This window comes from Paraburkholderia kirstenboschensis, assembly GCF_032806925.1.
Classification (GTDB): domain Bacteria; phylum Pseudomonadota; class Gammaproteobacteria; order Burkholderiales; family Burkholderiaceae; genus Paraburkholderia; species Paraburkholderia kirstenboschensis.
The window spans coordinates 2,106,912-2,133,553 of the sequence record NZ_CP136513.1 but is presented as its reverse complement, the minus strand read 5'-3'; the positions used below and the strand labels follow the sequence as shown (position 1 = coordinate 2,133,553).

Sequence of the window (26,642 nt, the reverse complement as noted above, 5' to 3'; positions counted from 1 at the left end):
ACCAATTCATTCGAGACCCAGCCGATGACCGAGAATTGGCGCAAAAAATAGCGCGATTGCACAGCCAGCCACTTTGCCTTCGAATTCGGCGGCTGCTGCATGGGCGCCGTAGACATGCATGAGAAGATCGAAAAGCTGCGGGATGCAATACACGACGGCGGCGACGACAAACCATTTCTCGATCGCCGCGATGCGCCAACCGCGTTCATACGCAACGGCCGCGCCTATCACGCGAAGCACGCCGAACAGCACGAGCGCGCCGACGGCTGCCTGCTCGCGCAGCAGATAATCCGGAATGAATTCGCCCATGAGACTCCCTGATGCATTCGTTGTTCGGACGCATTTCAGCAAGGAGCCGGCCATGTATCTGTCTGATGCCGAACAAAGGGAAAGCAAGCGTTCAGGAAGGCGTGAGCGGGCGCGCTGTATTCCGTAACGACGCTCAAAAAAGGACGCCGCCCGCAGGCGGCGTCAGTCAACGAGCGAGTGATGCGATTACCACTCGGCGACGCTGCCGTCCGCGTGACGCCATACCGGATTGCGCCAGCGATGACCGACCTTCGCCATCTCGCGCACTTTCTCCTCGTTCACTTCGATTCCGAGGCCCGGGCCTTGCGGAATCGACACGAAGCCGTCTTCATATTTGAAGACTTCCGGGTTCCTGATGTAGTCGAGCAGGTCGTTGCCCTGGTTGTAGTGAATACCGAGGCTCTGTTCCTGGATGAACGCGTTGTAGCTCACTGCGTCGATCTGCAGACAGGTGGCCAGTGCAATCGGGCCGAGCGGGCAGTGCAGCGCGAGCGCGACGTCGTAGGCTTCGGCCATCGACGCGATCTTGCGGCACTCGGTGATCCCGCCCGCGTGCGACGCGTCCGGCTGAATGATGTCGACGTAGCCGCCGGACAGAATGTGCTTGAAGTCCCAGCGCGAATAGAGACGCTCGCCCAGTGCAATCGGCGTGTTCGTCTGATTGACGATGTCACGCAACGCTTCTGCATTCTCCGAAAGCACCGGCTCTTCGATGAAGAGCAGCTTGTACGGGTCGAGTTCTTTCGCCAGCACCTTGGCCATGGGCTTATGCACGCGGCCATGAAAGTCCACGCCGATGCCGATGTTCGGCCCGACCGCCTCGCGCACCGCCGCGACGTTGTTGATGACGCCTTGCACCTTGTCGAAGGTGTCGATGATCTGCAGTTCTTCCGAGCCGTTCATCTTGATGGCCTTGAAGCCGCGTTCCACCACAGCGCGCGCGTTGTTCGCGACGTCGCTCGGACGGTCTCCGCCGATCCACGAATACACCTTGATCCGGTCACGCACCTGGCCGCCGAGCAACGCGTGCACCGGCACGCCGTGATGCTTGCCCTTGATGTCCCATAGCGCCTGGTCGACGCCGGCAATCGCGCTCATCGTGATCGGACCGCCGCGATAGAACCCTGCGCGATACATGACCTGCCAGTGGTCTTCGATCAGAAGCGGGTCTTTGCCGATCAGATAGTCCGACAACTCTTCGACCGCTGCAGCGACCGTATGCGCGCGGCCCTCGACTACCGGCTCGCCCCAGCCGACGATGCCTTCGTCGGTCTCGATCTTCAGGAAGCACCAGCGCGGTGGGACGATGAAAGTTTCGAGCTTGGTGATTTTCATATTGTGCGTCTCCGATCGCATGCCAAATATTCGAGGATTCTCATGCTACAACAAAAGGCCGCTACAGTACTATTAATAGTACTATTCGCCACATGTTGAGCGGCGACGCCGCAAGGAGGAAGCTATTCAGCACGATCTGCATGGGCGCGTCGCCCACAGGCTGGCTACTGCGATTCTGCGCGGTGATTACGCGCCTGATTCGATCCTGCCGCGTGAAGCGGAGTTAATGGACGCGTTCGGCGTGAGCCGCACGGTGTTGCGCGAGGCGCTGCGCACGCTGACGTCGAAAGGGTTGATCGAATCGCGCCCGCGCGTGGGCACGCGGGTGCGGCCAAGACACGCGTGGAATCTGCTCGATGTCGACGTGCTCGACTGGTATTCGCGCGTTGCCGAGCCGATGCAGTTCGCACTGAAGCTGCAGGAAATGCGGGAGATGATCGAGCCATATGCTGCGGGTCTCGCGGCCGCTTCACATTCCGACGATACATTCGGCGCACTTGCGGCCGCTCACGCCGCGATGGCCGGTGCGCGCAACGTCGACGAATGGGTGCGGGCCGATCTGCAATTTCACCTGAGCGTGCTGATCGCGTGCAGCAACGAATTGCTGATACCGCTCGGCACGCTGATCGAGCGCACGCTCGAGGCACAGCTTCGGCTGAATGCGAAACGCGCGGACGTCTTCAACGCTTCGCTCGCCGAACATACGGCGGTATTCGAGGCGATTCGCGACCGCGACGCGGACGCGGCGCGCGACGCGATGGCGCGCCTGCTCAGCGTGACGCGCGCTCGCATCCAGGCGTGACCAGTTCATTGCCGCATGGGTCGTCGACATCGGCTGGAACGCCGGGTTCAACGGCGTCACAGTGGCTGCGAGATCTGCATGTGAACGATGCAAACTGGCGCAGCCGGCTTCGGTGGCTTTTTATTTCGCTTCGGAGCCAGTAGCCGTGCCCGACGGCGGCGCAAGTTCATAGCAGCCCGGGGCGTTCTTGCCCGCTTCCTTGCCGGCTTCCGGCCCTTGTGGATCGATGCATTTGAAAGCGCTCTGATCGCGCTGGACAAAGATGGTGTCGGTAGGGCCGCCGACGCCGCGAGGCGAATTGACGACGGCGACGATCTTGTAGCCGTTTTGCAGGAGTGTCGACAACGTGGTCTGGCTTGCGCGCCACTGATTGTCAGTCGGCGTTTGCGCCAGAACGGCAGTGGCGGAAGCGGCGCCGAGAAGCGCGATCGATGCGGCGGCAACGGCGCGCGCGGCGGTGCGGAACGTCATCAAGAAACCTCCTTGAAGTTGCGGGTGTCGCTGTCGGCACGGTATGCGGACAGCCAGAAACAAAAAAGCCGCTGAACCTTACGGATCAGCGGCTTTTTCTTGCAACTGGTGGCGAATCAGGGACTCGAACCCCGGACCTGCGGATTATGATTCCGTCGCTCTAACCAACTGAGCTAATTCGCCGAAAGAAGCGAGATTATGAGGATAGTGCCGAGGGCTGTCAACCCCCGGCACTCAACTTTTTCAGTTGCCGCCTGTGCGAGGCGCCTCAATCCTTGGCGTAGATGTCCGAGTCTTTGGTTTCGCGGACGAACAGCATGCCGATCACGAAGGTAATGAGCGCAATCACGATCGGATACCACAAGCCCGAGTAGATATTGCCCTTCGCCGCGACGATCGCGAACGCCGTGGCCGGCAGGAAGCCGCCGAACCAGCCGTTGCCGATGTGATACGGCAGCGACATCGACGTATAGCGGATTCGCGTGGGGAACATCTCGACCAGCATCGCCGCGATCGGTCCGTAGACCATCGTCACGTAGATGACGAGGATCGTCAGGATCACCACGCTCATCGGCCAGTTGATCTGCGAAGAATCGGCCTTCGGCGGATAGCCGGCGGACTTGAGCGTCGTCGAGAGCGACTTGTCGAACGCCTTACCCTGATCTTTGGCGTCGGCGGCTTTGCCGTCATAGGTGGAGACCACCGTATCGCCGACCTTGATCTGCGCGAGCGTGCCCGCCGGCGCCGCGACGTTCTCGTAGTTCAAGCCGGACTTCGAAAGCGCGCTCTTCGCGATGTCGCACGAACTCGTGAACTTCGACGTGCCGACCGGATTGAACTGGAACGAGCATTCGTCCGGGTTCGCGATCACGACGATCGGCGCCTTCGCCGTGGCCGTTTCAAGCGCCGGGTTGACGTAGTGCGTCAGCGCCTTGAAGAGCGGGAAGTACGTGAGTGCGGCGATCAACAGGCCGGCCATGATGATCGGCTTGCGGCCGATGCGGTCCGACAGCGAGCCGAAGAACAGGAAGAAGGGCGTGCCGATCAGAAGCGCAATGGCGATCATGATGTTGGCCGTCGCGCCGTCCACCTTCAGCGTCTGCGTCAGGAAGAACAGCGTGTAGAACTGGCCCGTGTACCAGACCACCGCCTGGCCGGCGGTTAGGCCGATCAGCGCGAGAATCACGACCTTCAGGTTCTTCCACTGGCCGAACGCCTCCGAAAGCGGCGCCTTGGACGTCTTGCCTTCGGCCTTGATGCGCTCGAACACCGGCGATTCGTGCAGTTGCAGGCGAATCCACACCGAGACACCCAGCAGGAGGATCGACGCAATGAACGGAATTCGCCAGCCCCAGGCGCCGAACGCGTCTTCGCCCATTGCCGTGCGCACGCCGAGAATGACCAGCAGCGAGAGGAACAGGCCGAGCGTGGCCGTCGTCTGGATCCACGCGGTGTAGAAGCCGCGACGTCCCGGCGGCGCGTGTTCGGCCACATAGGTCGCAGCGCCGCCATATTCGCCGCCGAGCGCGAGGCCCTGCAACATGCGCATCGCGATGAAAATCACCGGCGAGGCAATGCCGATTGCCGCATAGCCGGGCAGGAAGCCGACGAGGAAGGTCGACAGACCCATGATCACGATCGTGACGAGGAACGTGTACTTGCGGCCGACCATGTCGCCGAGCCGCCCGAACACCACCGCGCCGAACGGCCGCACCGCGAAGCCCGCGGCGAAACTGAGCAGCGTGAAGATGAAGCCCGCAGTCGGATTGACGCCCGAGAAAAAGCTCTTGCTGATAAAGGCCGCGAGCGAACCGGCCAGATAGAAGTCGTACCACTCGAAAACCGTACCTAGCGACGACGCGAAGATCACCCGCTTCTCATCGCGCGTCATGGGCACGGGCGAAATGTGTCCGCCTACGGTAGCCATATGTCGTCTCCAATATTGATACACACGCGGTGCGCCGGCCCGCGGCGTTCCCGTGCAACCGATTATTCGAGTGAAAACTTACGGCCTTCTGACATGAACGGCTGCAGCCCCAGCTTTCGACGTGACGGTGGATCGTTGAGAAGATCCGCCAATTCGCGCTGAACGCCGCGTAGCGTGGCACGCAGCGCCGTCTATCTCGCGATCTGGTGCTCGTTGCCGTCAGTTCGCCTTAGGGTAAGTCCTGCCCCGCTCCAGCACATGCAAACTGACACGCACGAGCGTTCCCGCGAGCCGCGGCGAGTTCTGATAGACGTTGTCGCCGATAGTCAGTTCGCCGCCGTGCATCGTCGCAATCTCGCGGACGATCGCAAGCCCGAGGCCGCTGCCATCGCCCTCGCGGCCGAGAATCCGGTAGAACCGCTCGATCACTCGCGAACGTTCGGCCGCGGGAATGCCGAGACCTGTGTCTTCCACTTCCAGATGCACGAGCCGCGCGGCTTTCTCGTGCCTCACTCTGACCGTGATGCGGCCGCCCGCCGGCGTATAGCGAATGGCGTTGTCGATCAGATTCGACAACATTTCGCGCAGCATGACCGGATTGCCTTCCACTTCGATGGGCTGGTCCGGCGCTTCGTAGCCCAGGTCCATCTGCTTGGCAAACGCGGCCTGCACCCAGTCGCGCACGGCGTTGCGCGCGACTTCCGTCACTTCCACCGGCGTAAAAATCTGCCCGGACATGCGGTTTTCCGCGCGCGCGAGCGCCAGCAACTGCGTGACGAGGCGGGCCGCGTGTTCTGAACTCGTCGCAATCTGCTCAAGCGAGCGGTGCACTTCGGCGGACGCGTCCTGCCGCAGCGCCAGCTCCGCCTGGGTTCGCAGGCCGGCGAGCGGCGTTTTCATCTGATGCGCGGCGTCGGCGATAAAGCGCTTTTGCAATTCCATGTTCTGTTCGAGGCGCGTCAGCAGATCGTTGAACGACGTCACGAGCGGCTCGATTTCCGGCGGCGCGCGACGCGCCTCCAGCGGCGACAGGTCGTCGGGGCGCCGCGCGCGGATATGCGCCTGCAATGCGTGCAGCGGCGCGAGACCGCGTGACAGGCCGAACCACACGAGCAGGATGGCGAGCGGCAGGATCACGAACTGCGGCAGGATCACGCCTTTGATGATGTCGTTGGCAAGCTGACTGCGTTTGTCGAGCGTCTCGGCGACCTGCACGAGCACGGGCTCCGCGCCGGGCGTCTGCGGAAACTCGACCGTCGTATAAGCCACGCGGATGTCGTTGCCGCGCAGCATGTCGTCGCGAAATGCGACGAGGCCCGGTTGCGGCCGGTCGTCTTCGTGCGGCAGCGGCATGTCGCGCTCGCCCGCCACCAGTTCGCCCCGCGTGCCGAGCACCTGATAGAAAACACTGTCCACGTTGTCCGTGCGCAGAAAGTCGCGCGTGGAATCGGGCAGCGTCAGTTCAGCCACGCCGTTGACCGGATGGATCTGGCGCGCGAGCACATAGGCGTCGGTTTCGAGCGCGCGGTCGAACGGTCCGTTCGCGATCGACTTGGCGACCAGATAAGTCACCGCGAGGCTCATTGGCCACAGCAGCAAGAGCGGCGCGAGCATCCAGTCGAGAATTTCGCCGAACAGCGAGCGCGGGCGGGTTTCGGCGACGGCTTCCGCTTCGTCGGGCGGGGCGAACGGATTGGCGTAGCGCTCGTCGCGCGCCTCGTCGAGATCCGCGGCGCGGGCCGTCGCGCGATCAGCGCGTGCGGACATGGGCGTGCTCTATTTGTAGTGGTGGCTCGCCGGCATCCCGCCTGACTGCGGCGACGAAGGCGAAGAAGGCGGCTCGGGTTCGGGCTCGGCGGGCGTGGACGCGGCGGCATTCGTATTGGGGCTTGCCGGCGCGACCGCCTTCTCGAGACAGTAACCGAGCCCGCGCACGGTAATGATGCGCACGCCGCTCGGCTCGATCTTCTTGCGCAGCCGGTGCACGTAGACCTCGATCGCGTTGTTGCTGACTTCCTCGCCCCATTCGCACAGATGATCGACCAGTTGCTCCTTCGAAACCAGCCGGCCGATCCGCTGCAGCAGTACTTCGAGCAGTCCGAGTTCACGCGCCGAGAGTTCGATCACCTGCTCGTTGATATAGGCGATCCGGCCCACCTGATCGAACGACAGCGAACCGTGCCGCACGACCGTCGGGCCGCCGCCCGCGCCGCGCCGCGTCAGCGCGCGCACACGCGCTTCGAGTTCGTTGAGCGCGAACGGCTTGGCCATGTAGTCGTCGGCGCCGAGGTCGAGGCCTTTGACGCGTTCGTCGACGCTGTCCGCGGCGGTCAGGATCAGTACGGGCAGATTGGAATTGCGGGCGCGCAGGCGGCGTAGCACCTCGAGCCCGGACATGCGCGGCAGGCCGAGATCGAGAATCAGCAGGTCGAAACTTTGCATGGACAGCGCGGTATCGGCCTCGACGCCGCTCTTCACGTGATCGACGGCATAGGCCGATTGGCGGAGTGATCGAACCAGACCGTCCGCGAGTATGCTGTCGTCTTCGGCAATCAGAATTCGCATGGTGCGCCAGCTCAAGGCTTGGCCGGCACCTCGGGTGTCCCCGCGGCGCACAGCGGTCTCCGAAAATTATTGTGGGTGGTTTGGGCAGCGCGACGGTAAAAATGCGCGTTCGCATGAGAATCCCGCTTGCCAAAACTACTGTTTTTTTATACAGTGTCTGGGTTTCGTGTGCTGTCCTTCAAAAGGTGGGCCGCACATCTGCCTCAGACGCCGTTCATCATAGCAAAGGACGATTCATGGAAGAAAGCAAGAAAGGCTCGGCTGGACTGACTGCTGAAAAGAGCAAGGCACTCGCTGCCGCCCTCGCGCAGATCGAAAAGCAGTTCGGCAAAGGGTCGGTCATGCGGCTCGGCGCAGGTGAGGTAGTCGAAGACATCCAGGTCGTTTCAACGGGATCGCTCGGCCTCGACATCGCACTTGGCGTCGGCGGTTTGCCGCGTGGCCGCGTGGTCGAAATCTACGGTCCGGAGTCGTCGGGTAAAACCACGTTGACGCTGCAAGTCATTGCTGAAATGCAAAAGCTCGGCGGCACGGCAGCGTTTATCGACGCGGAGCACGCGCTGGACATCCAGTACGCGGGCAAGCTCGGCGTGAACGTGAACGATCTGCTGGTCTCGCAACCGGACACGGGTGAACAGGCGCTGGAAATTGCCGACGCACTGGTGCGTTCGGGCTCGATCGACATGATCGTGATCGACTCCGTCGCGGCGCTCGTGCCGAAGGCTGAAATCGAAGGCGAAATGGGCGATTCGCTGCCGGGTCTGCAAGCGCGTCTGATGTCGCAGGCGCTGCGCAAACTCACCGGCACGATCAAGCGCACGAACTGCCTCGTGATCTTCATCAACCAGATCCGAATGAAGATCGGCGTGATGTTCGGCAATCCGGAAACCACTACGGGCGGTAACGCGCTGAAGTTCTACGCGTCGGTGCGTCTGGATATTCGCCGCATCGGTTCGATCAAGAAGAACGACGAAGTGATCGGCAACGAAACGCGCGTGAAGGTGGTCAAGAACAAGGTGTCCCCACCGTTCCGCGAGGCGATTTTCGACATCCTGTACGGCGAGGGTATTTCGCGTCAGGGCGAAGTCATCGACTTGGGCGTGCAAGCCAAGATCGTCGACAAGGCCGGTGCGTGGTACAGCTATAACGGTGAGCGTATCGGCCAGGGTAAGGACAACGCGCGCGAATTCCTGCGCGAAAATCCGGACATCGCTCGTGAAATCGAAAACCGTATCCGCGAATCGCTGGGCGTGAATGCAATGGCCGAAGCGGTGACCGGCGCAGGCGCGGAAGTCGCGGGCGAAGAAGAGTAACCATTACGTGATACGCAAGGGCCGGCCACTGTCCGATACCGGACGCAACGCGGGCGGCCCGCGTAATGACGAGAACGATTCGTTCGATCCGTCCGAATCGTTCGACGCACATGATCGCGCTGCGGGCCGTGGCCCACGGCGTAGTCAGTTTCAAAGCTCGCCTGCTAGCCGGAATTCCTCGAATTCCTCGGATCTCTCGGACCCGTTCGACACTGCGGGAACCACCACGGCCACCGAGCCTACCTATAGCCGCTCACGCGACTCACGCCGAGCATCCGGCGAGGCGAAGCCCGGGCAAAACGAAGCAAAAAAATCCCAACGTCCCGCACGTTCGCTTAAAGGTCGCGCGCTCGGCTATCTGTCGCGTCGCGAATATAGCCGCAGCGAACTCGCACGTAAGCTGAAGCCGTTCGTCGAAGAGAACGATTCGCTCGATACGCTGCTTGATACGCTGGAAGCCGAGAACTGGCTGTCCGATTCACGCTTCACCGAAAGTCTGATTCATCGCCGGTCGTCGCGGCTCGGCGCGAGCCGGATCGTCGGCGAATTAAAGCAGCATTCTGTCGATCAAACGCTCGTCGAAGAGGCGAGCGCGCAATTGCGCGAAACCGAACTCGCGCGCGCCCAGGCGGTGTGGCGCAAGAAATTCGGTGAGCTTCCGCAAACACCGGCCGAGCGCGCAAAGCAGGCGCGTTTTCTCGCATCGCGCGGTTTTTCGGGCGCCACGATCGGCAAAATCCTCAAAGGCATCGACGAAGAATGGAGCGGTGAATAGGCGCAAAGAGGGGCGTCGTCCGCGACCGCGCGCAAAGCGTCGTCGATCGCGAAACCGGCTCTGGGCGGCCTGCAGGCCGTCCGGCCGCAATCGGGGCTGTCTCAAATACCCAGTATGCTAAAATTCACGCGTTTTCCAATTCGGCCTTTCCTTTCCGCATGCCGCTTTCCTCGCCAGTGCCCCGTCAATTGCGCCATCGCCGCGCAATCAGAGCGGAAGCTTTTGAGCGAGCCGATGGCCTGTGGGATGTGGAAGCGTGCTTGACCGACGAAAAGCCACGCGATGTGGTGCTTGCGTCGGGCGTCCGGCCCAATGGTCAACCGATCCATGAACTCTGGCTTCGCATCACTATCGATCGCAAGCTCAATGTCGTCGACGCCGAGGCGTCGTCCGACTGGGTGCCCTATCCTGGGCTATGCCAAGCCAGCAATCCTGCCTACCGTGCCCTCATCGGGCTCAATCTCCTCCACAATTTCCGTCGCGATGCTGCCCGTTTGCTGGCCGGCACGGCCGGTTGCACGCATCTCACCGAGTTGTGCGCGATCCTGCCGACCGCTGCTATCCAGGCGTTCGCCGGTGACGTGTGGGATACCGGTGACAAGGCGGCAGGCGCGAGCGCCAGTTCAGAAAACGAGTCGGCTGACGGTACCGCCGAAGCTTTAAACGACAAACCGCCATTCCAGTTGGGACGCTGCCAGGCGCTGCGTTTCGACGGGGAGGCAGTGCAGAAGTTTTACCCGCGCTGGTATGGCTATGCGCCACGCCCAGCTGACCGCCCGGCATCGCCAGACAACGGGGCGGCCCGCCAAGAAGGCAGGGGCAATGCGCCCGGCATGTTGGACGGTAGCGGAAACGAAGTTCAATCCAACTCTCAGACTGAAGGGAATCACGCATGAAGATTCACGAGTACCAGGGTAAGGAAATCCTGCGGAAATTCGGCGTCGCGGTACCGCGCGGCAAGCCGGTCTTCTCGGTGGATGATGCGGTCAAGGCCGCGGAAGAGCTCGGCGGCCCGGTATGGGTCGTGAAGGCTCAGATCCACGCGGGTGGCCGTGGCAAGGGTGGCGGCGTGAAGGTTGCCAAGTCGCTGGAACAGGTTCGCGAATACTCGAACCAGATCCTCGGCATGCAACTCGTCACGCACCAGACTGGTCCGGAAGGCCAGAAGGTGAATCGCCTGTTGATCGAAGAAGGCGCGGACATCAAGAAGGAGCTGTATGTCGGCCTCGTGATCGATCGTGTTTCGCAGAAGATCGTCGTGATGGCATCGAGCGAAGGCGGCATGGACGTCGAGGAAGTCGCGGAAAAGACGCCCGAGCTGATCCACAAGGTTGCGGTCGATCCGTCGACGGGCCTTAAGGACGCCGAAGCTGACGACCTCGCGAAGAAAATCGGCGTGCCCGACGCGTCGATCCCGCAAGCGCGCGCGATCCTGCAAGGCCTCTACAAGGCATTCTGGGAAACCGACGCATCGCTCGCCGAAATCAACCCGCTGATCCTGACGGGCGACGGCAAGGTCATCGCGCTCGACGCCAAGTTCAACTTCGATTCGAACGCACTGTTCCGTCATCCGGAAATCGTGGCGTATCGCGATCTGGACGAAGAAGATCCGGCTGAAGTAGAAGCGTCGAAGTTCGATCTGGCATACATCTCGCTCGACGGCAACATCGGCTGTCTGGTGAACGGCGCGGGCCTCGCAATGGCAACGATGGACACCATCAAGCTGTTCGGCGGCGAACCGGCGAACTTCCTCGACGTGGGCGGTGGCGCCACGACCGAGAAGGTCACGGAAGCGTTCAAGATCATGCTGAAGAACCCGAACCTGACCGCGATTCTGGTCAACATCTTCGGCGGCATCATGCGCTGCGACGTGATTGCGGAAGGCGTGATCGCGGCGTCGAAGGCCGTGTCGCTGAAGGTGCCGCTCGTGGTCCGCATGAAGGGCACGAACGAAGACCTGGGCAAGAAGATGCTCGCTGAATCCGGTCTGCCGATCATCGCGGCTGACAGCATGGAAGAAGCGGCTCAGAAGGTCGTCGCGGCCGCTTCGGGCAAGGCGTAAGCCTAGCCCACAGCGCGTTTACCAGGATTAACCAGGATTACGAATGGCGTCGCGCGAGCGACGCTGGCGGCGAACGTGCCGTCCAGTGGCGCTCCCGCGCGACGCCAAACGAACAGAGGTCAATACATGTCGATTCTGATTAACAAAGACACCAAGGTCATCACGCAGGGCATCACCGGCAAAACCGGTCAGTTCCACACGCGTGCTTGCCGTGAATACGCAAACGGCCGCGAAGCGTACGTTGCTGGCGTGAACCCGAAGCGTGCCGGCGAAGACTTCGAAGGCATTCCTATCTACGCGAGCGTCGCTGAAGCCAAGGCTGAAACGGGCGCGACCGTGTCGGTGATTTACGTGCCGCCGGCTGGCGCTGCTGCCGCAATCTGGGAAGCAGTCGAAGCCGACCTGGATCTCGCGATCTGCATCACGGAAGGCATTCCCGTGCGCGACATGATCGAGATCAAGGACCGCATGCGTCGCGAAAACCGCAAGACGCTGCTGCTCGGGCCGAACTGCCCGGGCACGATCACGCCGGACGAGCTGAAGATCGGCATCATGCCGGGTCACATCCACCGCAAGGGCCGCATCGGCGTCGTGTCGCGTTCGGGCACGCTGACGTATGAAGCAGTCGGCCAGTTGACGGCGATCGGCCTCGGCCAGTCGTCGGCAGTCGGTATCGGCGGCGACCCGATCAACGGTCTGAAGCACATCGACGTGATGAAGATGTTCAACGACGATCCGGAAACGGACGCCGTCATCATGATCGGCGAAATCGGCGGTCCGGACGAAGCGAACGCGGCCGAGTGGATCAAGGGCAACATGAAGAAGCCGGTTGTCGGCTTTATCGCCGGTGTGACGGCGCCTCCGGGCAAGCGCATGGGCCACGCCGGCGCACTGATCTCGGGCGGTGCCGATACGGCCGAAGCGAAGCTGGAAATCATGGACGCATGCGGCATCAAGGTCACGAAGAACCCGTCGGAAATGGCGCGTCTTCTGAAGGCCATGCTGTAAATCGAAACTGGCGCCCAGTTGGAGCGCCTTTTTTGATACGCTTACGAGATCCTTTCGTTAGCGTGCGGTTTCAAAGCGGGGGAGTTCAATACTCCTCCGCTTTTTTATTGGCCGCGCATTCCGTTCCCTTCTATTCTTTCGCTCATGTTCGAGTTCCTCGCCACGCTCCATTGGGGCGCAGTCATTCAGATCATCGTCATCGACATCCTGCTGGGTGGCGACAACGCCGTCGTGATCGCGCTTGCCTGCCGCAACCTGCCGCCGGCCCAGCGCACGAAGGGTGTGCTGTGGGGAACTGCGGGCGCCATCGTGCTTCGTGTCGTATTGATTGCGTTCGCGGTCGCGCTGCTCGACGTGCCGCTGCTGAAGTTCGCGGGCGGGCTGTTGCTGTTGTGGATCGGCGTTCGCCTGATGGCGCCGGCGCACGACGCGCATGAGAACGTCAAGCCCGCCGACAAGCTGATCTCGGCAATCAAGACGATCATCGTCGCGGATGCCGTCATGAGTCTCGACAACGTGATCGCCATCGCGGGCGCGGCCGAGGCCGCCGATCCGCAGCATCGTCTCGCGCTTGTGATCTTCGGGTTGGTGGTGAGCATTCCGTTGATCGTGTGGGGCAGCCAGTTGGTGCTGAAACTGCTGGACCGTTTCCCGATCGTGATTACGCTCGGCGCCGCGTTGCTCGGCTGGATCGCGGGCGGGCTCATCATCAACGATCCGGCCGGCGACCGTTGGCCGGTCCTCGATACGCCGGTCGCCGAATATGGGATGAGCATCGCCGGTGCGCTGTTCGTCGTGATCCTGGGCTATCTGATCAAGCGCCGCAATGCGAATCGCGCGGCGGCGTGAACTGGGCGCGATCGGTGCGTTATAAGCGGTGTGCAAGCGGCCACGGGTGTGGCCAACGAGACGTCACCCACGCGTCGCTATGGGCGCAGGCCACCGACACGCCACGGAGCACGCCCCTTGAGGAAGCCCCGACACGCCTCCGGCAAGCCTCCGACACGCCTCCGACACGCCCCGACAATCTGGCCACACGCCGCCCGCACGCCACAGCAGGAAAAACCCAGCGCGGCTCAACATTAGCCATTCGGCCGACTGTGTGACACGAGCGCCGCTCGCTACGATGGAAGCGCCTGTTCCCGATCCGTGGGGCAGGCGTTTTTCGTTTCTGGAGCCTGCCGATGATCGTCACCTTGCCTTATTCCCCGTATTCTCAGTCCGCGCTGGCCGCGCAGTCGCGGCTCGCGCGAGCACGCTGGTCGTCGACATTCGCGCGAGCGTGCCGCCGCCTCGGCCTTGGCTTCACGCTGATCGAACTGATGATCGTGCTCGCGATTGTCGGCGTGATCGCCGCCTACGCGATTCCCGCGTATCAGGACTATCTGGCACGCAGCCGCGTGGGCGAGGGCTTGTCGCTCGCGGCGTCGGCGAGACTTGCGGTGTCTGAAAACGCGGCGAGCGGTAACGCGTTTAGCGGCGGTTATGCGTCGCCGCCCGCGACGCGCAACGTCGAGTCCGTCCATGTCGACGACGACACGGGACAGATCACCGTCGCCTTCACGACACGTGTTGCGCCGGCTGGCTCCAACACGATCACGCTCGTACCGTCGGTGCCCGACAACGTCGATGCACCCACCGCACGCGTCGCGTTGACGAAGGGTTCGGTGCAGGCAGGCGCTCTCGCGTGGGAATGCTTCGCTGGCGGCAAAACGGCGTCCTCTTTGCCGGCCCCGGGCGCGGGACCGAGTCCCGTCAACGCGCCTACGTTGTCGTCGAACCTTGCACCGCCCGAGTGCCGCGCGTAATGCAACGGACGAACGCATGGCTAGCGGTTCGAGCGTAAATCGCTGATTTTCGGGATATTTCAGCGGGGCCGGCGCACAGCACAAGGATTTTTTTGTATAGTGCGCCGGTTGCTGACGCCCACCGCTTACTCGATGCCCACCCCATTCGCGCGCTACCTTTCTCTCGTTCTGTTGGCTCTCGCGTTGGTGCTGCCTTATGCAGTCGTCAACCATACCTATCCGATCCCGACGTTCTACGCGGAGTTCACCGCGCTCGCGCTGTACCTGTTGGTGGGCGCAGGCGTCGTCTTTCTGATCGCGAGTTCGCGGCCGCGTATCGGCTTTGCGTCTCCTGTCGTAGCACTCGTGCCGTTGCTGTTCGGCTTGCTGCTGGTTGCTCAGTCGGTGGTGTTGCCGGTCTCTCAGCCGTCGATGAACTGGCTCGGCGGCGGCTTCCTGCTGGCCGCTTTCATGGCGACGCATGCGGGCTACGGCTTCGTACGCGCGAAGCTCAATGAGACGGCGCTCCGCTGGGCCGCCTCCGCGCTGGTTGTCGGCGGTCTGTATGCGGTGTTCTGCCAGGTCATTCAGCTTTTTCATCTCGAGGCGCGAGTGTCACCGCTGGTCGTCGCGTACAACGTGACCGTCGAGCGCCGGCCGTTCGGCAACATGGCGCAGGCGAACCACCTCGCCACTTATATCGCGTTCGCGATGGCGGGCGCTCTGTTTCTCGTCCAGACGCGCCGGATCGCCGTCGCCATCTGGGCATTGGTGTCGACCCTGTTCGCGGTCGGACTCGCGCTGACTGTCTCGCGCGGACCATGGCTGCAAATGGGGGTGATCGTGGTAGCGGGTTTCTGGATGGCGTTTGCGCAGACTCGCGCCGAGCCGCAAATGCGCCGCAGTCATCGTCAGTGGCTTATTCCCATCGCGCTAGGGGTGATGTTCTTTGTCGTCAACGCGCTGATTCGTTGGGCCAACGTGCGGTATCACCTGGAGCTCGGGCAGTCCGCGGCCGATCGCTTCAAGGACGCCGGCCAGATCGCGCCGCGGCTCGCGCTTTGGAAATACGGCTGGACGATGTTCCGGACGCATCCGCTGATGGGCGTCGGTTGGGGCGAGTTTCCGAGTTATCAGTATCAGTTCGCGAAGACGCTCGGCGGCGTCGAGATCGCCAACAATTCACATGACATTTTTATCGATCTGCTCGCGAAGACGGGCTTGATCGGCCTCGCGATCGTGCTGTTCGGTCTCATTACGTGGCTGGTGCGCGTGGTGCGCGCACCGCAGAGCGCCGCGCGTGTTTTCGGCATTGCGCTGATTGGCGTGCTCGTCATGCATGCGCTCGTGGAATATCCGCAGCAGTACATGTTCTTCCTGCTGCCTGCCATGTTCGTGTTCGGTCTACTGGAGACTCGCCCGCTGCGTCTCGTGCCCGCGCGTTTGTCGTTCGGCGCGTTTGCGGTGGTCGTGTTCGGCGGCATTGCTGCGCTGTATCCGGTTTTTCGCGATTACGCGCGCGCCGAGGTGCTGTACTACGGCGCGCGTCCGGCCGAACAATATCGCGCCGATCCGTCGTTCCTTTTCCAGGCATGGGGCGAATACGGTATGGCCACGCTGTTGCCGATGAATCCGATGGACCTGCAACACAAGCTCGCGATGCACCGCCAGGCGATGGCACTGTTGCCCGGCGAAACCGTGCTGCGTCGTTATGCGGTGCTGCAGGCGTTGAGCGGCGATACGGCCGCGGCATTCGACACCGTTGAACGACTGAAAATTTTTGCCCAGGAGTTGAAGGACTGGCCGTCGCAATTGAGTTACCTGTACCAGCTCTGCGATGAGCAGAAGACGCTCGCCGGCTTCAAGGCGGAACTGGTCAAGCGTTATGGCATGCCGCCGGGCGACGTCGCACCGGACGACGACAGCGACGAGGATTGATGAGCCGCGTTGTCGTTTGAAGATGTGTCGAAGAGGGGGCGACGCGAGTGGGCACTCAGCCCGCCACCCAGTCCCCCGACTTCCCGCCGTGCTTCTCGAGCACCTTCACATCGGTGATCGTCATGCCACGATCCACCGCCTTGCACATGTCGTACACCGTCAGCAGCCCGACCTGCACGGCGGTTAGCGCCTCCATCTCGACTCCGGTTCTGCCAAGCGTCTCGACCTGCACGGTGCAATGCACGCCGGGCAGCGTGTCGTCGAGTTCGAAATCCACTTTGACGCGCGTGAGCGCGAGCGGATGACACAGCGGAATCAGATCGGCGGTGCGCTTCGAGCCCTGAATCGCGGCAATGCGCGCGACGCCGATCACGTCGCCCTTTTTGGCGTTGCCGTCGCGGATCAATGCGAACGTCTCCGGCAGCATGCGGATCGAACCGCGCGCGATGGCAATGCGCTTCGTCTCCTGCTTGCCGCCGACGTCCACCATATGCGCGTCGCCGGCAGCGTCGAAATGAGTGAGTTCAGGCATGGTTGGCTCCTTCAGAGGGCGCCTATCATAGCAGTGCGGCGGGGACGTCCGGCTCGCATGAACGAGCCGGATCCGCGCAACGACTGATTACAATTGCGCCGTGCCCGCTTATGTTAGACCGCTTGTCCCCGCGCGGCGGGCGTCGCTTTCCGAATCCGTCATACGAACTCGCAATGCGTCCGAACCGGTTCCTTGCTGCGTTGCTGTGCGTCGCTCTTGCGGCGCCGCCCGAGGCGTTCGCGCAAGCGCGGGCCGCGACCGGCGTCGCGCCCGTCGTTACGCAGTCCGCTGAGCCGCCGCTCGTCAGCGGGCCGGTGGAGTCGTACCCCGATCCAATGGTGCCGCCTGAGATCGCCCAAGGCGTGTTCGGCGTGTACGGCGGCGCGGAAAGCCGCTTTTCCGGCAACTCTGGCGTGAACCGCGGCGCCAGCAATTCGGCCGGTGGCGGAAGCAACGACGGCTGGCGCGCGCCGATTGCCGCGCAGCAATTACCCGACCTCGGCAGCGGCGGCTCGGGCTCGCTCACGCCGCAAGCCGAACGCAAGCTCGGCGAACGCGTCATGCGCGAATTGCGCCGGGACCCGGACTACCTGGACGACTGGCTGGTGCGCGACTACCTCAACTCAGTCGCCGCGAAGCTCGCCGCGGCGGCCAACGCGCTCTATATCGGCGGCTATCGCCCGGACTTCGATCTGTTCGCGGTGCGCGACGCGCAGATCAACGCGTTCTCGCTGCCAGGCGGTTTCATCGGCGTGAACACGGGGCTGATCGTCGCCACGCAAACCGAGTCCGAACTCGCGTCCGTGCTCGGTCACGAGATGGGGCACGTCCTGCAGCGCCATATTTCGCGGATGATCACCGCCAGCGAGCGCAGCACCTACGCCGCGCTCGCCAGCATGCTGTTCGGCGTTCTCGCGGGCGTGCTCGCGCATAGCGGCGACCTGGGCAGCGCGATCGCGTTCGGCGGCCAGGCTTATGCCGTCGACAACCAGTTGCGTTTCTCACGATCCGCCGAGCACGAGGCGGACCGCGTCGGTTTTCTCCTGCTCGCCGGCGCCGGCTACGATCCCTATTCGATGATTACGTTTTTCGGCCGGCTCGACCGTGCGGCGATGAGTGACACCGGCATACCGGCGTACGCGCGCACCCATCCGCTGACCGGCGAGCGGATCGCCGACATGGAGGACCGCGCGCGCCGCGCGCCGTACCGGCAGCCGCATCAGGCCGCCGAATACGGTTTCGTGCGCGCGCGAGCGCGTCTGTTGCAGGACCGTTCCCGCAGCGAGTACGCGGACGAGATCTCGCGGATGCGCTCGGAGATCGAAGATCGCACCGCGCTGAACGTTGCTGCAAACTGGTACGGCATTGCGTTTGGCCAGATGCTGCTCGAACGTTATGACGACGCGGCGGCGTCGCTGGCGTCGTCGCGCGCGGCGTTTGCCGCAGTTGCACAGGCGGCCAGCGACGCGGCGCGCACTTCGCCCAGTCTCGACGTGCTGACCGCCGACATCGCGCGACGCGCCGGTCATGACGACGAGGCCGTCCGTCTCGCCGACCTCGCGCAAAAGCGCTGGCCGCAGTCCAATGCCGCTATCGACATGCACATCCGCACGCTGCTGACCTTGCGACGCTTCACCGAAGCCCAGGCGCTAGCGCAAAAAGAGACGCAGGCGCAGCCCGATCAGCCCGCGTGGTGGTTGTATCTCGCGCAGGCAAGCGCGGGCAGTGGCGACGCACTCACGCGCCGCCGGGCGCTGGCCGAGAAGTTCGCGCTCGAAGGCGCGTGGCCGTCGGCGATCCGGCAACTGAAGGACGCGCGCGATATGAAGACGATTGGCTATTACGACCTCGCCACCGTCGACGCGAGACTGCATGAGATGGAGAAGCGCTACAAGGAAGAGCGGCTCGACGAGAAGGGCTAGGCGCGCGCTTTAGCGAGGGCAGGGCTAGACGTGCATGGTGCGGAGGCGCGACGGTCGATCGAATGGGCAAGCACGAGCCGCACGAGCCGCACGAGTTGCCGGGTCTATTGCCGAAGACTTCTGCCTCAAGCGTTCGCCGACGGACTTTGCACAAATCCGAAGCGCGACGCGATGTCCGCCCGACGCACGGGCTGCAGCGGCAACGTCACGCCGTCTTTCCAGCGAAATTCGCCGTTCATTGCATCGTCGGCGAGCGCTGCGTGATCCGCGAAAAGTTCGAGATCGTGGTCGTGCAACACGGCGACTCGCGGCGGCGCGGCGGTGTCGGCGAACAGAATGCCGCCCTCGTCATCGGCGAATACGGCCGCCGGCTCGAAGTCGTTGCCTGCGTGGTCTTTCAGCGCCAGCGTGCCGTCGGCCTCGACTAACAAGCGCACGACCCAGGGCGTATAGCCGAGCTCGACATACACGCGCTGCGGTCCGTTCTGAAAGAACCATTGCCCGCGTTCGTCGCACTCGTAATTGCGGTTGATGAAGCCCAGCAACGCCTCGTGGCGGATCGGCATGCCCGGCGAGCCGCTCGCCTGCGCGGCCTCGTCGCGCATACGCCAGTTGCCCCGCCGGTCGAGCATCAGCCAGCCGGTGCAGCTCGGTACGTTCGGCCACTTGGCCAAAGCCTGCTTGACGATGTCATCCATGATCGACGTGCTGGTCCAGGTAGCCGAGCACGCGCCGCGACAGCCAGTCGATGCGGCCCGGAAACGGTCCGGTCATGAAGCCTGCGTGTCCGCCGTGCCGCGGCTGGTCCAGTTCCACCGCCGCCGACACCTCATGCCGCGACGGCAACGCCTCGGCCGGCAGGAACGGATCGTTGCGCGCGTTCAGCACGAGCGTGGGCACCTGAATGTGCGGCAGCAACGGTCGCGTGGTCGCCGCGCTCCAGTAATGGTCAGTATTGCGAAAGCCATGCAGCGGCGCGGTGACCACGTTGTCGAACTCGTACATCGTGCGGCTCGCGAGCATCGCGTCGCGGTCGAAAAGGCCCGGAAACTGCACCAGCTTCTGCCCGGCTTTCTGCTTGAGCGTCTTCAGGAAGTTGCGCGTATAGACGAGGCCGAAACCTTGCGACAACGCTCGACCGCCAGCGTGCACGTCGATGGGCGTCGAAATCGCGGCCGCGGCGGAGACGATCGACGCCGCGTCCTCGCGCTGCTCACCGAGCCAGCGCAGCAGCACATTGCCGCCGAGCGACACGCCCGCCGCGGCGATCGGCCCGCGATGCACAGCACGCAGGCGCCGCAGGACCCAATCGACTTCGTTGCTATCGGCAAGATGATAAAAGCGCGGCAAGCGATTCAGCGCGCCGCTGCAGCTACGGAAATGCGGCACTACGCCGTGCCAGCCGTACTCGCGTGCGGCCGCCATCAACGTGGACGCATAGTGCGATGCCGAACTGCCTTCCAGACCGTGGAACAGAACGAGCAACGGTGCGTCAGCGGCCGGCGTTGCGGCTGCTGTGTCCGTTGCAAGCGCCGGGCGTGGCTCGCTGCCGTGCACGACCCAGTCGACGTCGATGAAATCGCCGTCAGGCGTATCCCAGCGCTCACGGCGAAACGCCACCGCCGGACGCCGGGCGAACAGCGACGGCACGATGGTCTGCACATGTTTGTTCGGCAACCAGAGCGGCGCGCGGTAGAGCAGGTCGATAGCCGCCTCCACGGCAGCTTCGGCGCGCGTCGCGCCCAAAGACGTGGATTCGTCCTGGGTCGTTTTCCATGGGGACTTGCTGCGGGGCGTGCTCATGCCGGCTGTGGAGCGAGAGTGCGGCGGTGCCGACCGCGCGTCAGTGAAGCGACCCTTGGCCATGTCGCATCTTGGTGGCGAACTGGCTGGCTGCTTCGTTCGGCATAGGGCTCGCGTGAATGTGCGCGATGCGCCACTCGCCGCGTTCGTGAACCATAACGTAGGTGGCGAAGACCATTGCAGGCAAGGCTTTCGGATCGACCGGACGATGCGCTTCCGCGATCGCGTACACGACGGTGCCGAGGCTGTCGTACACGCGGATATCGAGCGGCTCGATGGAGACCGGCGCGGCTTCCAACTGGATCTGCAAGCCGGCCCGAATGCTGTCGAGCCCATGCAGATGCGAGCCGTCGGCACAGATGCAGCTCACGAACTCTTCGTCGATCCACAGGCCCATCAGGCTGTCGATATTGACCTCGGCGACGGCCTGGTAATAGGCGTTGAGGGTATCGGCGGCGGCTTCGAAGATGTGGGCAAAACGTGGCATGGCTCGTCAGTCTCTTGTGCGCGGCGCGCGGTTGCGGGGCAGCGGTCAGCGGGACAGTCCGGCGCACCGGACAATCGCCCCGGGCGCCAGCATGCCCGCGCCGCAAGGCGTGAACATGACGCGACGCGCTCAGGGGCGTGCGGTGTTGCGTGCGAGTGTCGGCCGGCTCAGCGATGCGCGAGCAACATGCCGCGCAGATCGCCGAAAACCTGCTCGGCGCTCAACTGCTTCAGACAGTTCAGATGGCCAAGCGGACACTCGCGCTGAAAACAGGGGCTGCATTCGAGATGAAGCCATTGTACCTTCGCAAGCTCCGACAAGGGCGGCGTGTGGCGCGGATCCGTTGAACCGTAGACGGCCACGAGCGGCCGGCGCAGCGCGGCGGCGACGTGCATCAACCCGGAATCGTTCGTGACGACCGCGTTGGCTCGCGAGATCAGCGCGCATGCTTCGCCGAGCGCCGTCTGTCCGCACAGATTGCGCACGTTGGGCGCTTTCTCGGCGATGGCCTGCGCCAGCGGCGCGTCTTTCGGCGAGCCGAGCGCGACGATCTGCGTGTACGGGAACGACTGGCCGACCATTTGCGCGAGCGCCGCGAAATGCTCGGGTGGCCAGCGCTTGGCCGGACCGTATTCGGCGCCGGGACAGAACACGAGCAGCGGCACTCGCGTGTCGAGGTTAAAGCGCGCCGACACGCGCGACGCCTCGTTCAGGTCGGCGTCGAGCCGCGGCATTGGCAGATCGTCGGGGATTTTGGCGCCGGGCGCGTAGGCGAGGGCGGCGTAATGGCCGACCATCGGCGGACGCTCGTCTTTGCGCGGATTCGCGTGACGCACGTTCAGCAGGCCGAAACGGCTTTCGCCGGTATAGCCGATCCGCAACCGGATGCCCGCCATCCACGGAATCAGCGCCGACTTGAACGAGTTCGGCAACACGTACGCCGCGTCGTAGCCGACGTCACGCAAGTCGCTCGCGAGTTGCCAGCGGCGCAGCATCTGCAGCTTGCCGTGCGCGAGGTCGGTCGCGTAGACGTCATGGATTTCCGGCATGCGTTCGAGCACGGGCGCGACCCACGAGGGCGCGACCGCGTCGATGGCGATGCGAGGATGCAGTTTCACGAGGCGCGCAAACAGCGGCTGCGCCATCAATGCGTCACCGATCCAGTTCGGTGCGATAACCAACGCGCGACGCATCAGAGTGGTTGTCCGGTGTCGAAACGAAGCGCTGCGCGCGATGCGCGTGGCGCTTCGGATAGGTAAAAGTAGAAGGGGAAGCCGTCAGCCAGACGACGCGATGCCGCCATAGCTGTCATGCCGCGTGGCTGCTTTGCTGCTGCGCACCTGTCTGCTCGCGTTGCCTCGAACTGGCTGGCGACTGATTGAGCAACGCATTGAGCAACGCAGCGAGGCAAGGCATGCGAGGCTAAATCTTGCGAAACCGCGCGTTGCAAACTCACGCGATCAGCCGGACAGGCAATGGCAGCAATGCCGCAGGCGAGCGTGTCAGAGCGCGAGCTTCAGTGGCCCTTGATGACTTCGCCGTCGCGCAGCTTGTAACGCGTGCTGCAATAGGGGCAGCGCGCTTCGCCGTGCGTGACGTCGATAAAGACGCGCGGATGCGCGCTCCAGCGCGGCATGGCCGGATTCGGGCAGTACGCCGGGAGGTCTTTTGCCGTCAGTTCGACTAGCGGCATTTCCTTGATATCGCTCATGAGACTTTCTCGTTGTATGCAGGGTGCGTGCGGCGCGCGTTAGATATTGGTCAGCCAGTGCGCGTACTTCTCGCTCTTGCCGTTGACGATATCGAAGAAGCCCGACTGCAGCTTCTCCGTGATCGGGCCGCGCGCGCCCGCGCCGATCGTGCGGTTGTCCAGTTCACGGATCGGCGTGACTTCCGCGGCGGTGCCGGTGAAGAACGCTTCGTCGCAGGTATAAACCTCGTCGCGGGTAATGCGCTTTTCGATGACCGGAATGCCCATGTCGCGCGCGAGCGTGATGACCGTGTCGCGCGTGATGCCGTCGAGGCACGACGACAGGTCCGGCGTGTACAGCTTGCCGTTGTTCACGAGGAAAAAGTTTTCGCCGGAGCCTTCCGACACGTAACCGTCGACGTCGAGCAGCAGTGCTTCGTCGTAGCCGTCGGCAATGGCTTCCTGGTTGGCGAGGATAGAGTTCACGTACCAGCCCGACGCCTTCGCGCGGACCATCGACACATTCACATGATGCCGTGTGAACGACGAAGTCTTTACGCGGATGCCCTTGGCAATGCCGTCTTCACCGAGGTAAGCGCCCCACGGCCACGCCGCGATCGCCACGTGGATGGTGTTGCCCTTGGCGGAGACGCCGAGCTTCTCCGAGCCGACCCAGATGATCGGGCGCAAATAGCACGACTCGAGCTTGTTCTCGCGGACCACCTCGCGCTGCGCGGCGGCGAGCGTTTCGTGGTCGAACGGCACGTCCATCTGGAAAATCTTGGCCGAGTTCAGAAGACGCTTGGTGTGTTCCTGCAAACGGAAAATCGCGGTGCCGCCGTCTGCCGTCTTGTAGGCGCGCACGCCTTCGAAAACGCCCATGCCGTAATGCAGCGTGTGGGTCAGCACGTGGATCTTGGCATCGCGCCAGTCGATCAGCTTGCCATCCATCCAGATCTTGCCGTCGCGGTCGGCCATTGACATACGATTCTCCAGCAGGTGCGTGTTTATCTGAGCCCCCAGGCCCGTCGCCTCGCGTCAGGCCCCCGAGGGGGCGGGGAAGCCGGTACGTGCCGGCGCCTTCCGGTGGGGTGCAGCGAAGAGCGTCATTTTAGCGTCTTTTGCACACGAAACGGGCATTCGGACGCACTTCGGGCGCTATAATTCGGCACACGCATAATTCACATCCGGATGCGCCAGCGGGTGCTTGACGACCTGGCGCCGATTTCCCTCATCCGCGGCCACCTGCGCCGGCGCTTTTTTGCCTCATGCTCGCTCGTCTGTCAGATACCGATCGCCGTGCCTTCCGTGAAGGCGCGCGCGCCTATTCGCCCACGCTCATGGCAATCTGCTCGTGGGGTCTCGTCACCGGCGTTGCGATGAGCAAGTCCGTGCTCACGCTGCCGCAGGCGCTCGCCATGTCGCTGCTGTGCTACGCCGGTTCGTCGCAGCTGGCGGTGCTGCCGCTCCTCGCCGCCAAGCTGCCGATCTGGACCGTGCTGCTCACGGCCGCCATGGTCAATACGCGTTTCGTGATCTTCAGCGTCGGTCTCGCGCCGCACTTTTCCTATCTGCCGATGTGGCGGCGCATCCTGCTTGGCTACTTCAACGGCGACGTGATCTATCTGCTGTTCCTAAAGAAGAACTTCCCGACCGGCTACGTGCCCGGCAAGGAGGCGTACTTCTGGGGCATGGCGGTGAGCAGCTGGCTGTCGTGGCAGGTCGCGTCGGTCGCGGGCATCCTGCTCGCAAGCCTGATTCCCGACAACTGGGGGCTCGCGCTCGCCGGCACGCTTGCGCTGCTGCCAATCATGGTGGCGGCAATCGCGACGCGCTCCACGCTGGTGGCGGTCAGCATCGCGGGCGTCGTCTCGCTCCTCGCATTCGATCTTCCGTACCGACTCGCGCTGCCGCTCGCGGTGATCGCGGCGATCATCGCGGGCAGTGCTGCCGATCTGATGGTCGAACGCGCCGACTTGCGGCGTATTCGCAGCGGCGCGGGAGATTCGCGATGACATCCATGGAAATCTGGCTGGCTATTCTCGGCATGACCTTCGTCACTGCGGTGACACGCGCGATGTTTCTAATCGGCGGCGAGCGCACGGTTTTGCCCGCGCGCGTTCAGCGCATGCTGCGCTATGCGCCTGCCGCAGCGCTCGCGGCGGTGGTACTGCCCGACGTGCTGGCAACGCCCGAAGGCCTGTCGTTTGCGCCGTCCAACCACGAGTTCTATGCGACGCTTGCCGGCCTCGGGTGGTTTTTGTGGCGCCGCACCATGCTCGCCACGATCGTCGTCGGAATGATCGTGTTCACGATGTTGCGGCTATTCATGTGAGTTCCGTGCGGCCGATGCTGCGCTGCGGCATGCGGCGCACCGCGTTCAAATACGGGACATTGCCCGTTCGCGGGTCAGAAGGCAGTTCGGATCAGTTAAAATGTCCCTTTCCGGGATGACCGCGCCGATGCCTGGCGCCTGTGCCGCGGCCTTGCCGCCGGGGCTCGACCTTGTGGAGCCGCCGTGCCGACGCGCTGGAGTTCACTGCGCCCAAGGCCCTGCGCGACGTCCGCCACCGCCTTCTCATCAACTCGCACACAAACGCCCATGAACAAGGTATTGCGTCTCTCCGATCTGATCGCCGAAGGCAAGCTATCCGGCAAACGAGTGTTCATCCGCGCCGATCTGAACGTGCCGCAGGACGATCAAGGCAACATCACCGAAGACACCCGCATCCGCGCCTCTGTGCCGGCCGTCAAGGCAGCGCTCGACGCGGGCGCGGCCGTGATGGTCACGTCGCACCTGGGACGTCCGACCGAAGGCGACTTCAAGCCGGAAGATTCTCTCGCGCCGGTCGCAAAGCGTTTCGCCGAACTGCTTGGCCGCGACGTGCCGCTCGTCGCGAACTGGGTGGAGAACGGCGTGAACGTCGCGCCGGGCCAGGTTGTGCTATTAGAGAACTGCCGCGTCAACAAGGGCGAAAAGAAAGATTCCGACGAGCTCGCGCAGAAAATGGCGAAGCTTTGCGACATCTATGTGAACGACGCGTTCGGCACCGCGCACCGCGCTGAAGCAACCACGCACGGCATCGCGAAATATGCGCCGGTGGCTTGTGCCGGCCCGCTGCTCGCCGCCGAACTGGAAGCGCTCGGCAAGGCGCTGGGCGCGCCGAAGCGACCGCTGGTTGCGATCGTCGCGGGCTCGAAGGTGTCGACCAAACTGACCATTCTGAAGTCGCTGGCCGAGAAGGTCGATCAGCTGATCGTGGGCGGCGGCATCGCCAACACGTTCATGCTGGCGGCCGGTCTGAAGATCGGCAAGTCGCTGGCGGAGGCGGATCTGGTGAACGAAGCCAAGGCGATTATCGACGCGGCGAAAGCACGCGGCGCATCGGTGCCGATCCCGACCGACGTGGTCACGGCCAAAGAGTTTTCGCCGACCGCCAAGGCGGAAATCAAGGCCGTCGCCGATGTCGAAGACGACGACCTGATCCTCGACATCGGGCCGGAAACGTCGAAGGCGCTCGCCGCGCAACTGGAAAAAGCCGGCACCATCGTGTGGAACGGCCCGGTAGGCGTGTTCGAATTCGACCAGTTCGGCAATGGCACCAGGACGCTGGCCGACGCGATCGCGAGATCGTCCGCGTTCTCGATTGCGGGAGGCGGCGATACGCTTGCCGCGATCGCCAAGTACGGCATCCACGACAAGGTCAGCTATATCTCGACGGGCGGCGGCGCCTTCCTCGAGTTCCTCGAAGGCAAGAAGTTGCCCGCCGTTGAAGTTCTCGAATCGCGGGCCTAACGTGGCGACGCGCTCCCCAACGGCGAAGTTTGCGAAACCGAACGGTCAGCGCGGCAAGCCGCGCGACACCGCGGCAGCAGCGGCTGGGGAGCGCACAGCGCGCTCCGACGCCGCAACGGC

26 protein-coding genes and 1 tRNA gene are annotated in these 26,642 nt (G+C 63.4%); 13 read left to right on the top strand and 14 right to left on the bottom strand.

Annotated elements, in window-relative coordinates; translation table 11 throughout:
* Positions 1-6: 6 nt before the first annotated feature.
* Both RW095_RS32175 and dgoD read right to left on the bottom strand, forming a co-directional pair.
* On the bottom strand, positions 7-309 hold the full coding sequence (locus RW095_RS32175; protein ID WP_317019993.1) for a hypothetical protein: 303 nt from the start codon (positions 307-309) through the stop codon (positions 7-9).
* 186 nt (positions 310-495) lie between these two features.
* A complete protein-coding gene (gene dgoD, locus RW095_RS32170) occupies positions 496-1,644 on the bottom strand; it encodes a galactonate dehydratase (protein WP_128595793.1) in 1,149 nt (382 codons plus the stop codon).
* A 124-nt stretch (positions 1,645-1,768) separates the two neighbouring features.
* Here dgoD and RW095_RS32165 point away from each other — a divergent pair, with 124 nt between their 5' ends.
* Positions 1,769-2,446 carry a FadR/GntR family transcriptional regulator gene (locus tag RW095_RS32165; RefSeq protein WP_317022752.1) on the top strand — a complete coding sequence of 226 codons (678 nt, stop codon included), beginning with the start codon at positions 1,769-1,771 and terminating at the stop codon, positions 2,444-2,446.
* Positions 2,447-2,566: 120 nt separating this feature from the next.
* Here RW095_RS32165 and RW095_RS32160 read toward each other — a convergent pair whose 3' ends face one another.
* The 5 genes from RW095_RS32160 to RW095_RS32140 form a co-directional block, all read right to left on the bottom strand.
* Complete coding sequence (locus tag RW095_RS32160; protein WP_317019992.1) at positions 2,567-2,917, bottom strand: hypothetical protein; 351 nt, start codon at positions 2,915-2,917, stop codon at positions 2,567-2,569.
* Positions 2,918-3,023: 106 nt separating this feature from the next.
* A tRNA-Met gene (locus RW095_RS32155) sits at positions 3,024-3,100 on the bottom strand.
* Positions 3,101-3,185: 85 nt separating this feature from the next.
* Positions 3,186-4,844: an MFS transporter gene (locus RW095_RS32150; RefSeq protein WP_128587490.1), complete on the bottom strand. Its 1,659-nt coding sequence runs from the start codon at positions 4,842-4,844 to the stop codon at positions 3,186-3,188.
* 219 nt (positions 4,845-5,063) lie between these two features.
* Positions 5,064-6,611 carry a sensor histidine kinase gene (locus tag RW095_RS32145; protein WP_317019991.1) on the bottom strand — a complete coding sequence of 516 codons (1,548 nt, stop codon included), beginning with the start codon at positions 6,609-6,611 and terminating at the stop codon, positions 5,064-5,066.
* Positions 6,612-6,620: 9 nt separating this feature from the next.
* On the bottom strand, positions 6,621-7,409 hold the full coding sequence (locus RW095_RS32140; protein ID WP_317019990.1) for a response regulator transcription factor: 789 nt from the start codon (positions 7,407-7,409) through the stop codon (positions 6,621-6,623).
* A gap of 236 nt (positions 7,410-7,645) precedes the next feature.
* On the opposite strand from RW095_RS32140, the gene recA reads away from it, so the two are divergent.
* From recA to RW095_RS32100, 8 genes are all read left to right on the top strand, one after another.
* Positions 7,646-8,722 (top strand): recombinase RecA, encoded by a 1,077-nt coding sequence (gene recA, locus RW095_RS32135; RefSeq protein WP_020069253.1) that lies wholly within the window; start codon positions 7,646-7,648, stop codon positions 8,720-8,722.
* 7 nt (positions 8,723-8,729) lie between these two features.
* Positions 8,730-9,497: a recombination regulator RecX gene (gene recX, locus RW095_RS32130; RefSeq protein WP_317019989.1), complete on the top strand. Its 768-nt coding sequence runs from the start codon at positions 8,730-8,732 to the stop codon at positions 9,495-9,497.
* Positions 9,498-9,655: 158 nt separating this feature from the next.
* The gene (locus RW095_RS32125; protein WP_317019988.1) at positions 9,656-10,393 is read left to right on the top strand and encodes a DUF2889 domain-containing protein; all 738 of its coding nucleotides are present in this window, start codon (positions 9,656-9,658) and stop codon (positions 10,391-10,393) included.
* Positions 10,390-11,559, top strand: a complete 1,170-nt coding sequence (sucC, locus tag RW095_RS32120) for an ADP-forming succinate--CoA ligase subunit beta (RefSeq protein ID WP_020069250.1) — start codon at positions 10,390-10,392, stop codon at positions 11,557-11,559. The genes RW095_RS32125 and sucC overlap by 4 nt, the downstream gene beginning before the upstream one ends.
* 126 nt (positions 11,560-11,685) lie before the next feature.
* On the top strand, positions 11,686-12,567 hold the full coding sequence (gene sucD, locus RW095_RS32115) for a succinate--CoA ligase subunit alpha (RefSeq protein ID WP_020069249.1): 882 nt from the start codon (positions 11,686-11,688) through the stop codon (positions 12,565-12,567).
* Positions 12,568-12,711: 144 nt separating this feature from the next.
* Positions 12,712-13,416 (top strand): TerC family protein, encoded by a 705-nt coding sequence (locus RW095_RS32110; protein ID WP_317019987.1) that lies wholly within the window; start codon positions 12,712-12,714, stop codon positions 13,414-13,416.
* Positions 13,417-13,751: 335 nt separating this feature from the next.
* A complete protein-coding gene (locus RW095_RS32105) occupies positions 13,752-14,375 on the top strand; it encodes a pilin (RefSeq protein WP_317019986.1) in 624 nt (207 codons plus the stop codon).
* Positions 14,376-14,507: 132 nt separating this feature from the next.
* Complete coding sequence (locus RW095_RS32100) at positions 14,508-16,292, top strand: PglL family O-oligosaccharyltransferase (RefSeq protein ID WP_317019985.1); 1,785 nt, start codon at positions 14,508-14,510, stop codon at positions 16,290-16,292.
* A 55-nt stretch (positions 16,293-16,347) separates the two neighbouring features.
* Here the strand turns inward: RW095_RS32100 and moaC are convergent, their stop codons facing one another.
* The gene (gene moaC / locus RW095_RS32095; RefSeq protein WP_201701275.1) at positions 16,348-16,824 is read right to left on the bottom strand and encodes a cyclic pyranopterin monophosphate synthase MoaC; all 477 of its coding nucleotides are present in this window, start codon (positions 16,822-16,824) and stop codon (positions 16,348-16,350) included.
* A 173-nt stretch (positions 16,825-16,997) separates the two neighbouring features.
* Here moaC and RW095_RS32090 point away from each other — a divergent pair, with 173 nt between their 5' ends.
* Complete coding sequence (locus RW095_RS32090) at positions 16,998-18,746, top strand: M48 family metalloprotease (RefSeq protein ID WP_317019984.1); 1,749 nt, start codon at positions 16,998-17,000, stop codon at positions 18,744-18,746.
* Between the two features lie 125 nt (positions 18,747-18,871).
* On the opposite strand, the gene RW095_RS32085 is transcribed toward RW095_RS32090, so the two are convergent.
* The 6 genes from RW095_RS32085 to RW095_RS32060 all read right to left on the bottom strand — a co-directional run bounded on the left by RW095_RS32085 (position 18,872) and on the right by RW095_RS32060 (position 23,710).
* Positions 18,872-19,444, bottom strand: a complete 573-nt coding sequence (locus RW095_RS32085) for a DUF2946 family protein (protein WP_317019983.1) — start codon at positions 19,442-19,444, stop codon at positions 18,872-18,874.
* Positions 19,437-20,549 (bottom strand): YheT family hydrolase, encoded by a 1,113-nt coding sequence (locus RW095_RS32080; RefSeq protein ID WP_317019982.1) that lies wholly within the window; start codon positions 20,547-20,549, stop codon positions 19,437-19,439. The genes RW095_RS32085 and RW095_RS32080 overlap by 8 nt, the downstream gene beginning before the upstream one ends.
* 40 nt (positions 20,550-20,589) lie before the next feature.
* A complete protein-coding gene (locus RW095_RS32075) occupies positions 20,590-21,036 on the bottom strand; it encodes a nuclear transport factor 2 family protein (RefSeq protein ID WP_317019981.1) in 447 nt (148 codons plus the stop codon).
* Positions 21,037-21,203: 167 nt separating this feature from the next.
* The gene (gene waaF / locus RW095_RS32070; protein ID WP_317019980.1) at positions 21,204-22,229 is read right to left on the bottom strand and encodes a lipopolysaccharide heptosyltransferase II; all 1,026 of its coding nucleotides are present in this window, start codon (positions 22,227-22,229) and stop codon (positions 21,204-21,206) included.
* A 323-nt stretch (positions 22,230-22,552) separates the two neighbouring features.
* Positions 22,553-22,747 (bottom strand): zinc-finger domain-containing protein, encoded by a 195-nt coding sequence (locus RW095_RS32065; RefSeq protein ID WP_020069238.1) that lies wholly within the window; start codon positions 22,745-22,747, stop codon positions 22,553-22,555.
* 39 nt (positions 22,748-22,786) lie between these two features.
* The gene (locus RW095_RS32060) at positions 22,787-23,710 is read right to left on the bottom strand and encodes a branched-chain amino acid transaminase (protein WP_317019979.1); all 924 of its coding nucleotides are present in this window, start codon (positions 23,708-23,710) and stop codon (positions 22,787-22,789) included.
* Positions 23,711-23,994: 284 nt separating this feature from the next.
* On the opposite strand from RW095_RS32060, the gene RW095_RS32055 reads away from it, so the two are divergent.
* The 3 genes from RW095_RS32055 to RW095_RS32045 all read left to right on the top strand — a co-directional run bounded on the left by RW095_RS32055 (position 23,995) and on the right by RW095_RS32045 (position 26,522).
* Complete coding sequence (locus RW095_RS32055; RefSeq protein WP_317019978.1) at positions 23,995-24,741, top strand: AzlC family ABC transporter permease; 747 nt, start codon at positions 23,995-23,997, stop codon at positions 24,739-24,741.
* Entirely contained in the window at positions 24,738-25,061 is a 324-nt protein-coding gene (locus tag RW095_RS32050; RefSeq protein ID WP_317019977.1) for an AzlD domain-containing protein, read from the top strand. Before RW095_RS32055 ends, RW095_RS32050 begins: the two co-directional genes overlap by 4 nt.
* A gap of 267 nt (positions 25,062-25,328) precedes the next feature.
* Complete coding sequence (locus tag RW095_RS32045; protein WP_317019976.1) at positions 25,329-26,522, top strand: phosphoglycerate kinase; 1,194 nt, start codon at positions 25,329-25,331, stop codon at positions 26,520-26,522.
* Positions 26,523-26,642: the final 120 nt, after the last annotated feature.

Coding starts and splice junctions, on each gene's coding strand:
- waaF (WP_317019980.1), bottom strand. CDS start 22,229: ATGCGTCGCGCGTTGGTTATCGCACCGAACTGGATCGGTGACGCATTG.
- RW095_RS32110 (WP_317019987.1), top strand. CDS start 12,712: ATGTTCGAGTTCCTCGCCACGCTCCATTGGGGCGCAGTCATTCAGATC.
- RW095_RS32060 (WP_317019979.1), bottom strand. CDS start 23,710: ATGTCAATGGCCGACCGCGACGGCAAGATCTGGATGGATGGCAAGCTG.
- RW095_RS32050 (WP_317019977.1), top strand. CDS start 24,738: ATGACATCCATGGAAATCTGGCTGGCTATTCTCGGCATGACCTTCGTC.
- RW095_RS32045 (WP_317019976.1), top strand. CDS start 25,329: ATGAACAAGGTATTGCGTCTCTCCGATCTGATCGCCGAAGGCAAGCTA.
- RW095_RS32075 (WP_317019981.1), bottom strand. CDS start 21,036: ATGCCACGTTTTGCCCACATCTTCGAAGCCGCCGCCGATACCCTCAAC.
- RW095_RS32140 (WP_317019990.1), bottom strand. CDS start 7,409: ATGCGAATTCTGATTGCCGAAGACGACAGCATACTCGCGGACGGTCTG.
- RW095_RS32085 (WP_317019983.1), bottom strand. CDS start 19,444: ATGGATGACATCGTCAAGCAGGCTTTGGCCAAGTGGCCGAACGTACCG.
- RW095_RS32105 (WP_317019986.1), top strand. CDS start 13,752: ATGATCGTCACCTTGCCTTATTCCCCGTATTCTCAGTCCGCGCTGGCC.
- dgoD (WP_128595793.1), bottom strand. CDS start 1,644: ATGAAAATCACCAAGCTCGAAACTTTCATCGTCCCACCGCGCTGGTGC.
- sucC (WP_020069250.1), top strand. CDS start 10,390: ATGAAGATTCACGAGTACCAGGGTAAGGAAATCCTGCGGAAATTCGGC.
- moaC (WP_201701275.1), bottom strand. CDS start 16,824: ATGCCTGAACTCACTCATTTCGACGCTGCCGGCGACGCGCATATGGTG.
- RW095_RS32100 (WP_317019985.1), top strand. CDS start 14,508: ATGCCCACCCCATTCGCGCGCTACCTTTCTCTCGTTCTGTTGGCTCTC.
- RW095_RS32080 (WP_317019982.1), bottom strand. CDS start 20,549: ATGAGCACGCCCCGCAGCAAGTCCCCATGGAAAACGACCCAGGACGAA.
- recA (WP_020069253.1), top strand. CDS start 7,646: ATGGAAGAAAGCAAGAAAGGCTCGGCTGGACTGACTGCTGAAAAGAGC.
- RW095_RS32145 (WP_317019991.1), bottom strand. CDS start 6,611: ATGTCCGCACGCGCTGATCGCGCGACGGCCCGCGCCGCGGATCTCGAC.
- RW095_RS32175 (WP_317019993.1), bottom strand. CDS start 309: ATGGGCGAATTCATTCCGGATTATCTGCTGCGCGAGCAGGCAGCCGTC.
- RW095_RS32090 (WP_317019984.1), top strand. CDS start 16,998: ATGCGTCCGAACCGGTTCCTTGCTGCGTTGCTGTGCGTCGCTCTTGCG.
- RW095_RS32055 (WP_317019978.1), top strand. CDS start 23,995: ATGCTCGCTCGTCTGTCAGATACCGATCGCCGTGCCTTCCGTGAAGGC.
- RW095_RS32065 (WP_020069238.1), bottom strand. CDS start 22,747: ATGAGCGATATCAAGGAAATGCCGCTAGTCGAACTGACGGCAAAAGAC.
- RW095_RS32160 (WP_317019992.1), bottom strand. CDS start 2,917: ATGACGTTCCGCACCGCCGCGCGCGCCGTTGCCGCCGCATCGATCGCG.
- sucD (WP_020069249.1), top strand. CDS start 11,686: ATGTCGATTCTGATTAACAAAGACACCAAGGTCATCACGCAGGGCATC.
- RW095_RS32150 (WP_128587490.1), bottom strand. CDS start 4,844: ATGGCTACCGTAGGCGGACACATTTCGCCCGTGCCCATGACGCGCGAT.
- RW095_RS32125 (WP_317019988.1), top strand. CDS start 9,656: ATGCCGCTTTCCTCGCCAGTGCCCCGTCAATTGCGCCATCGCCGCGCA.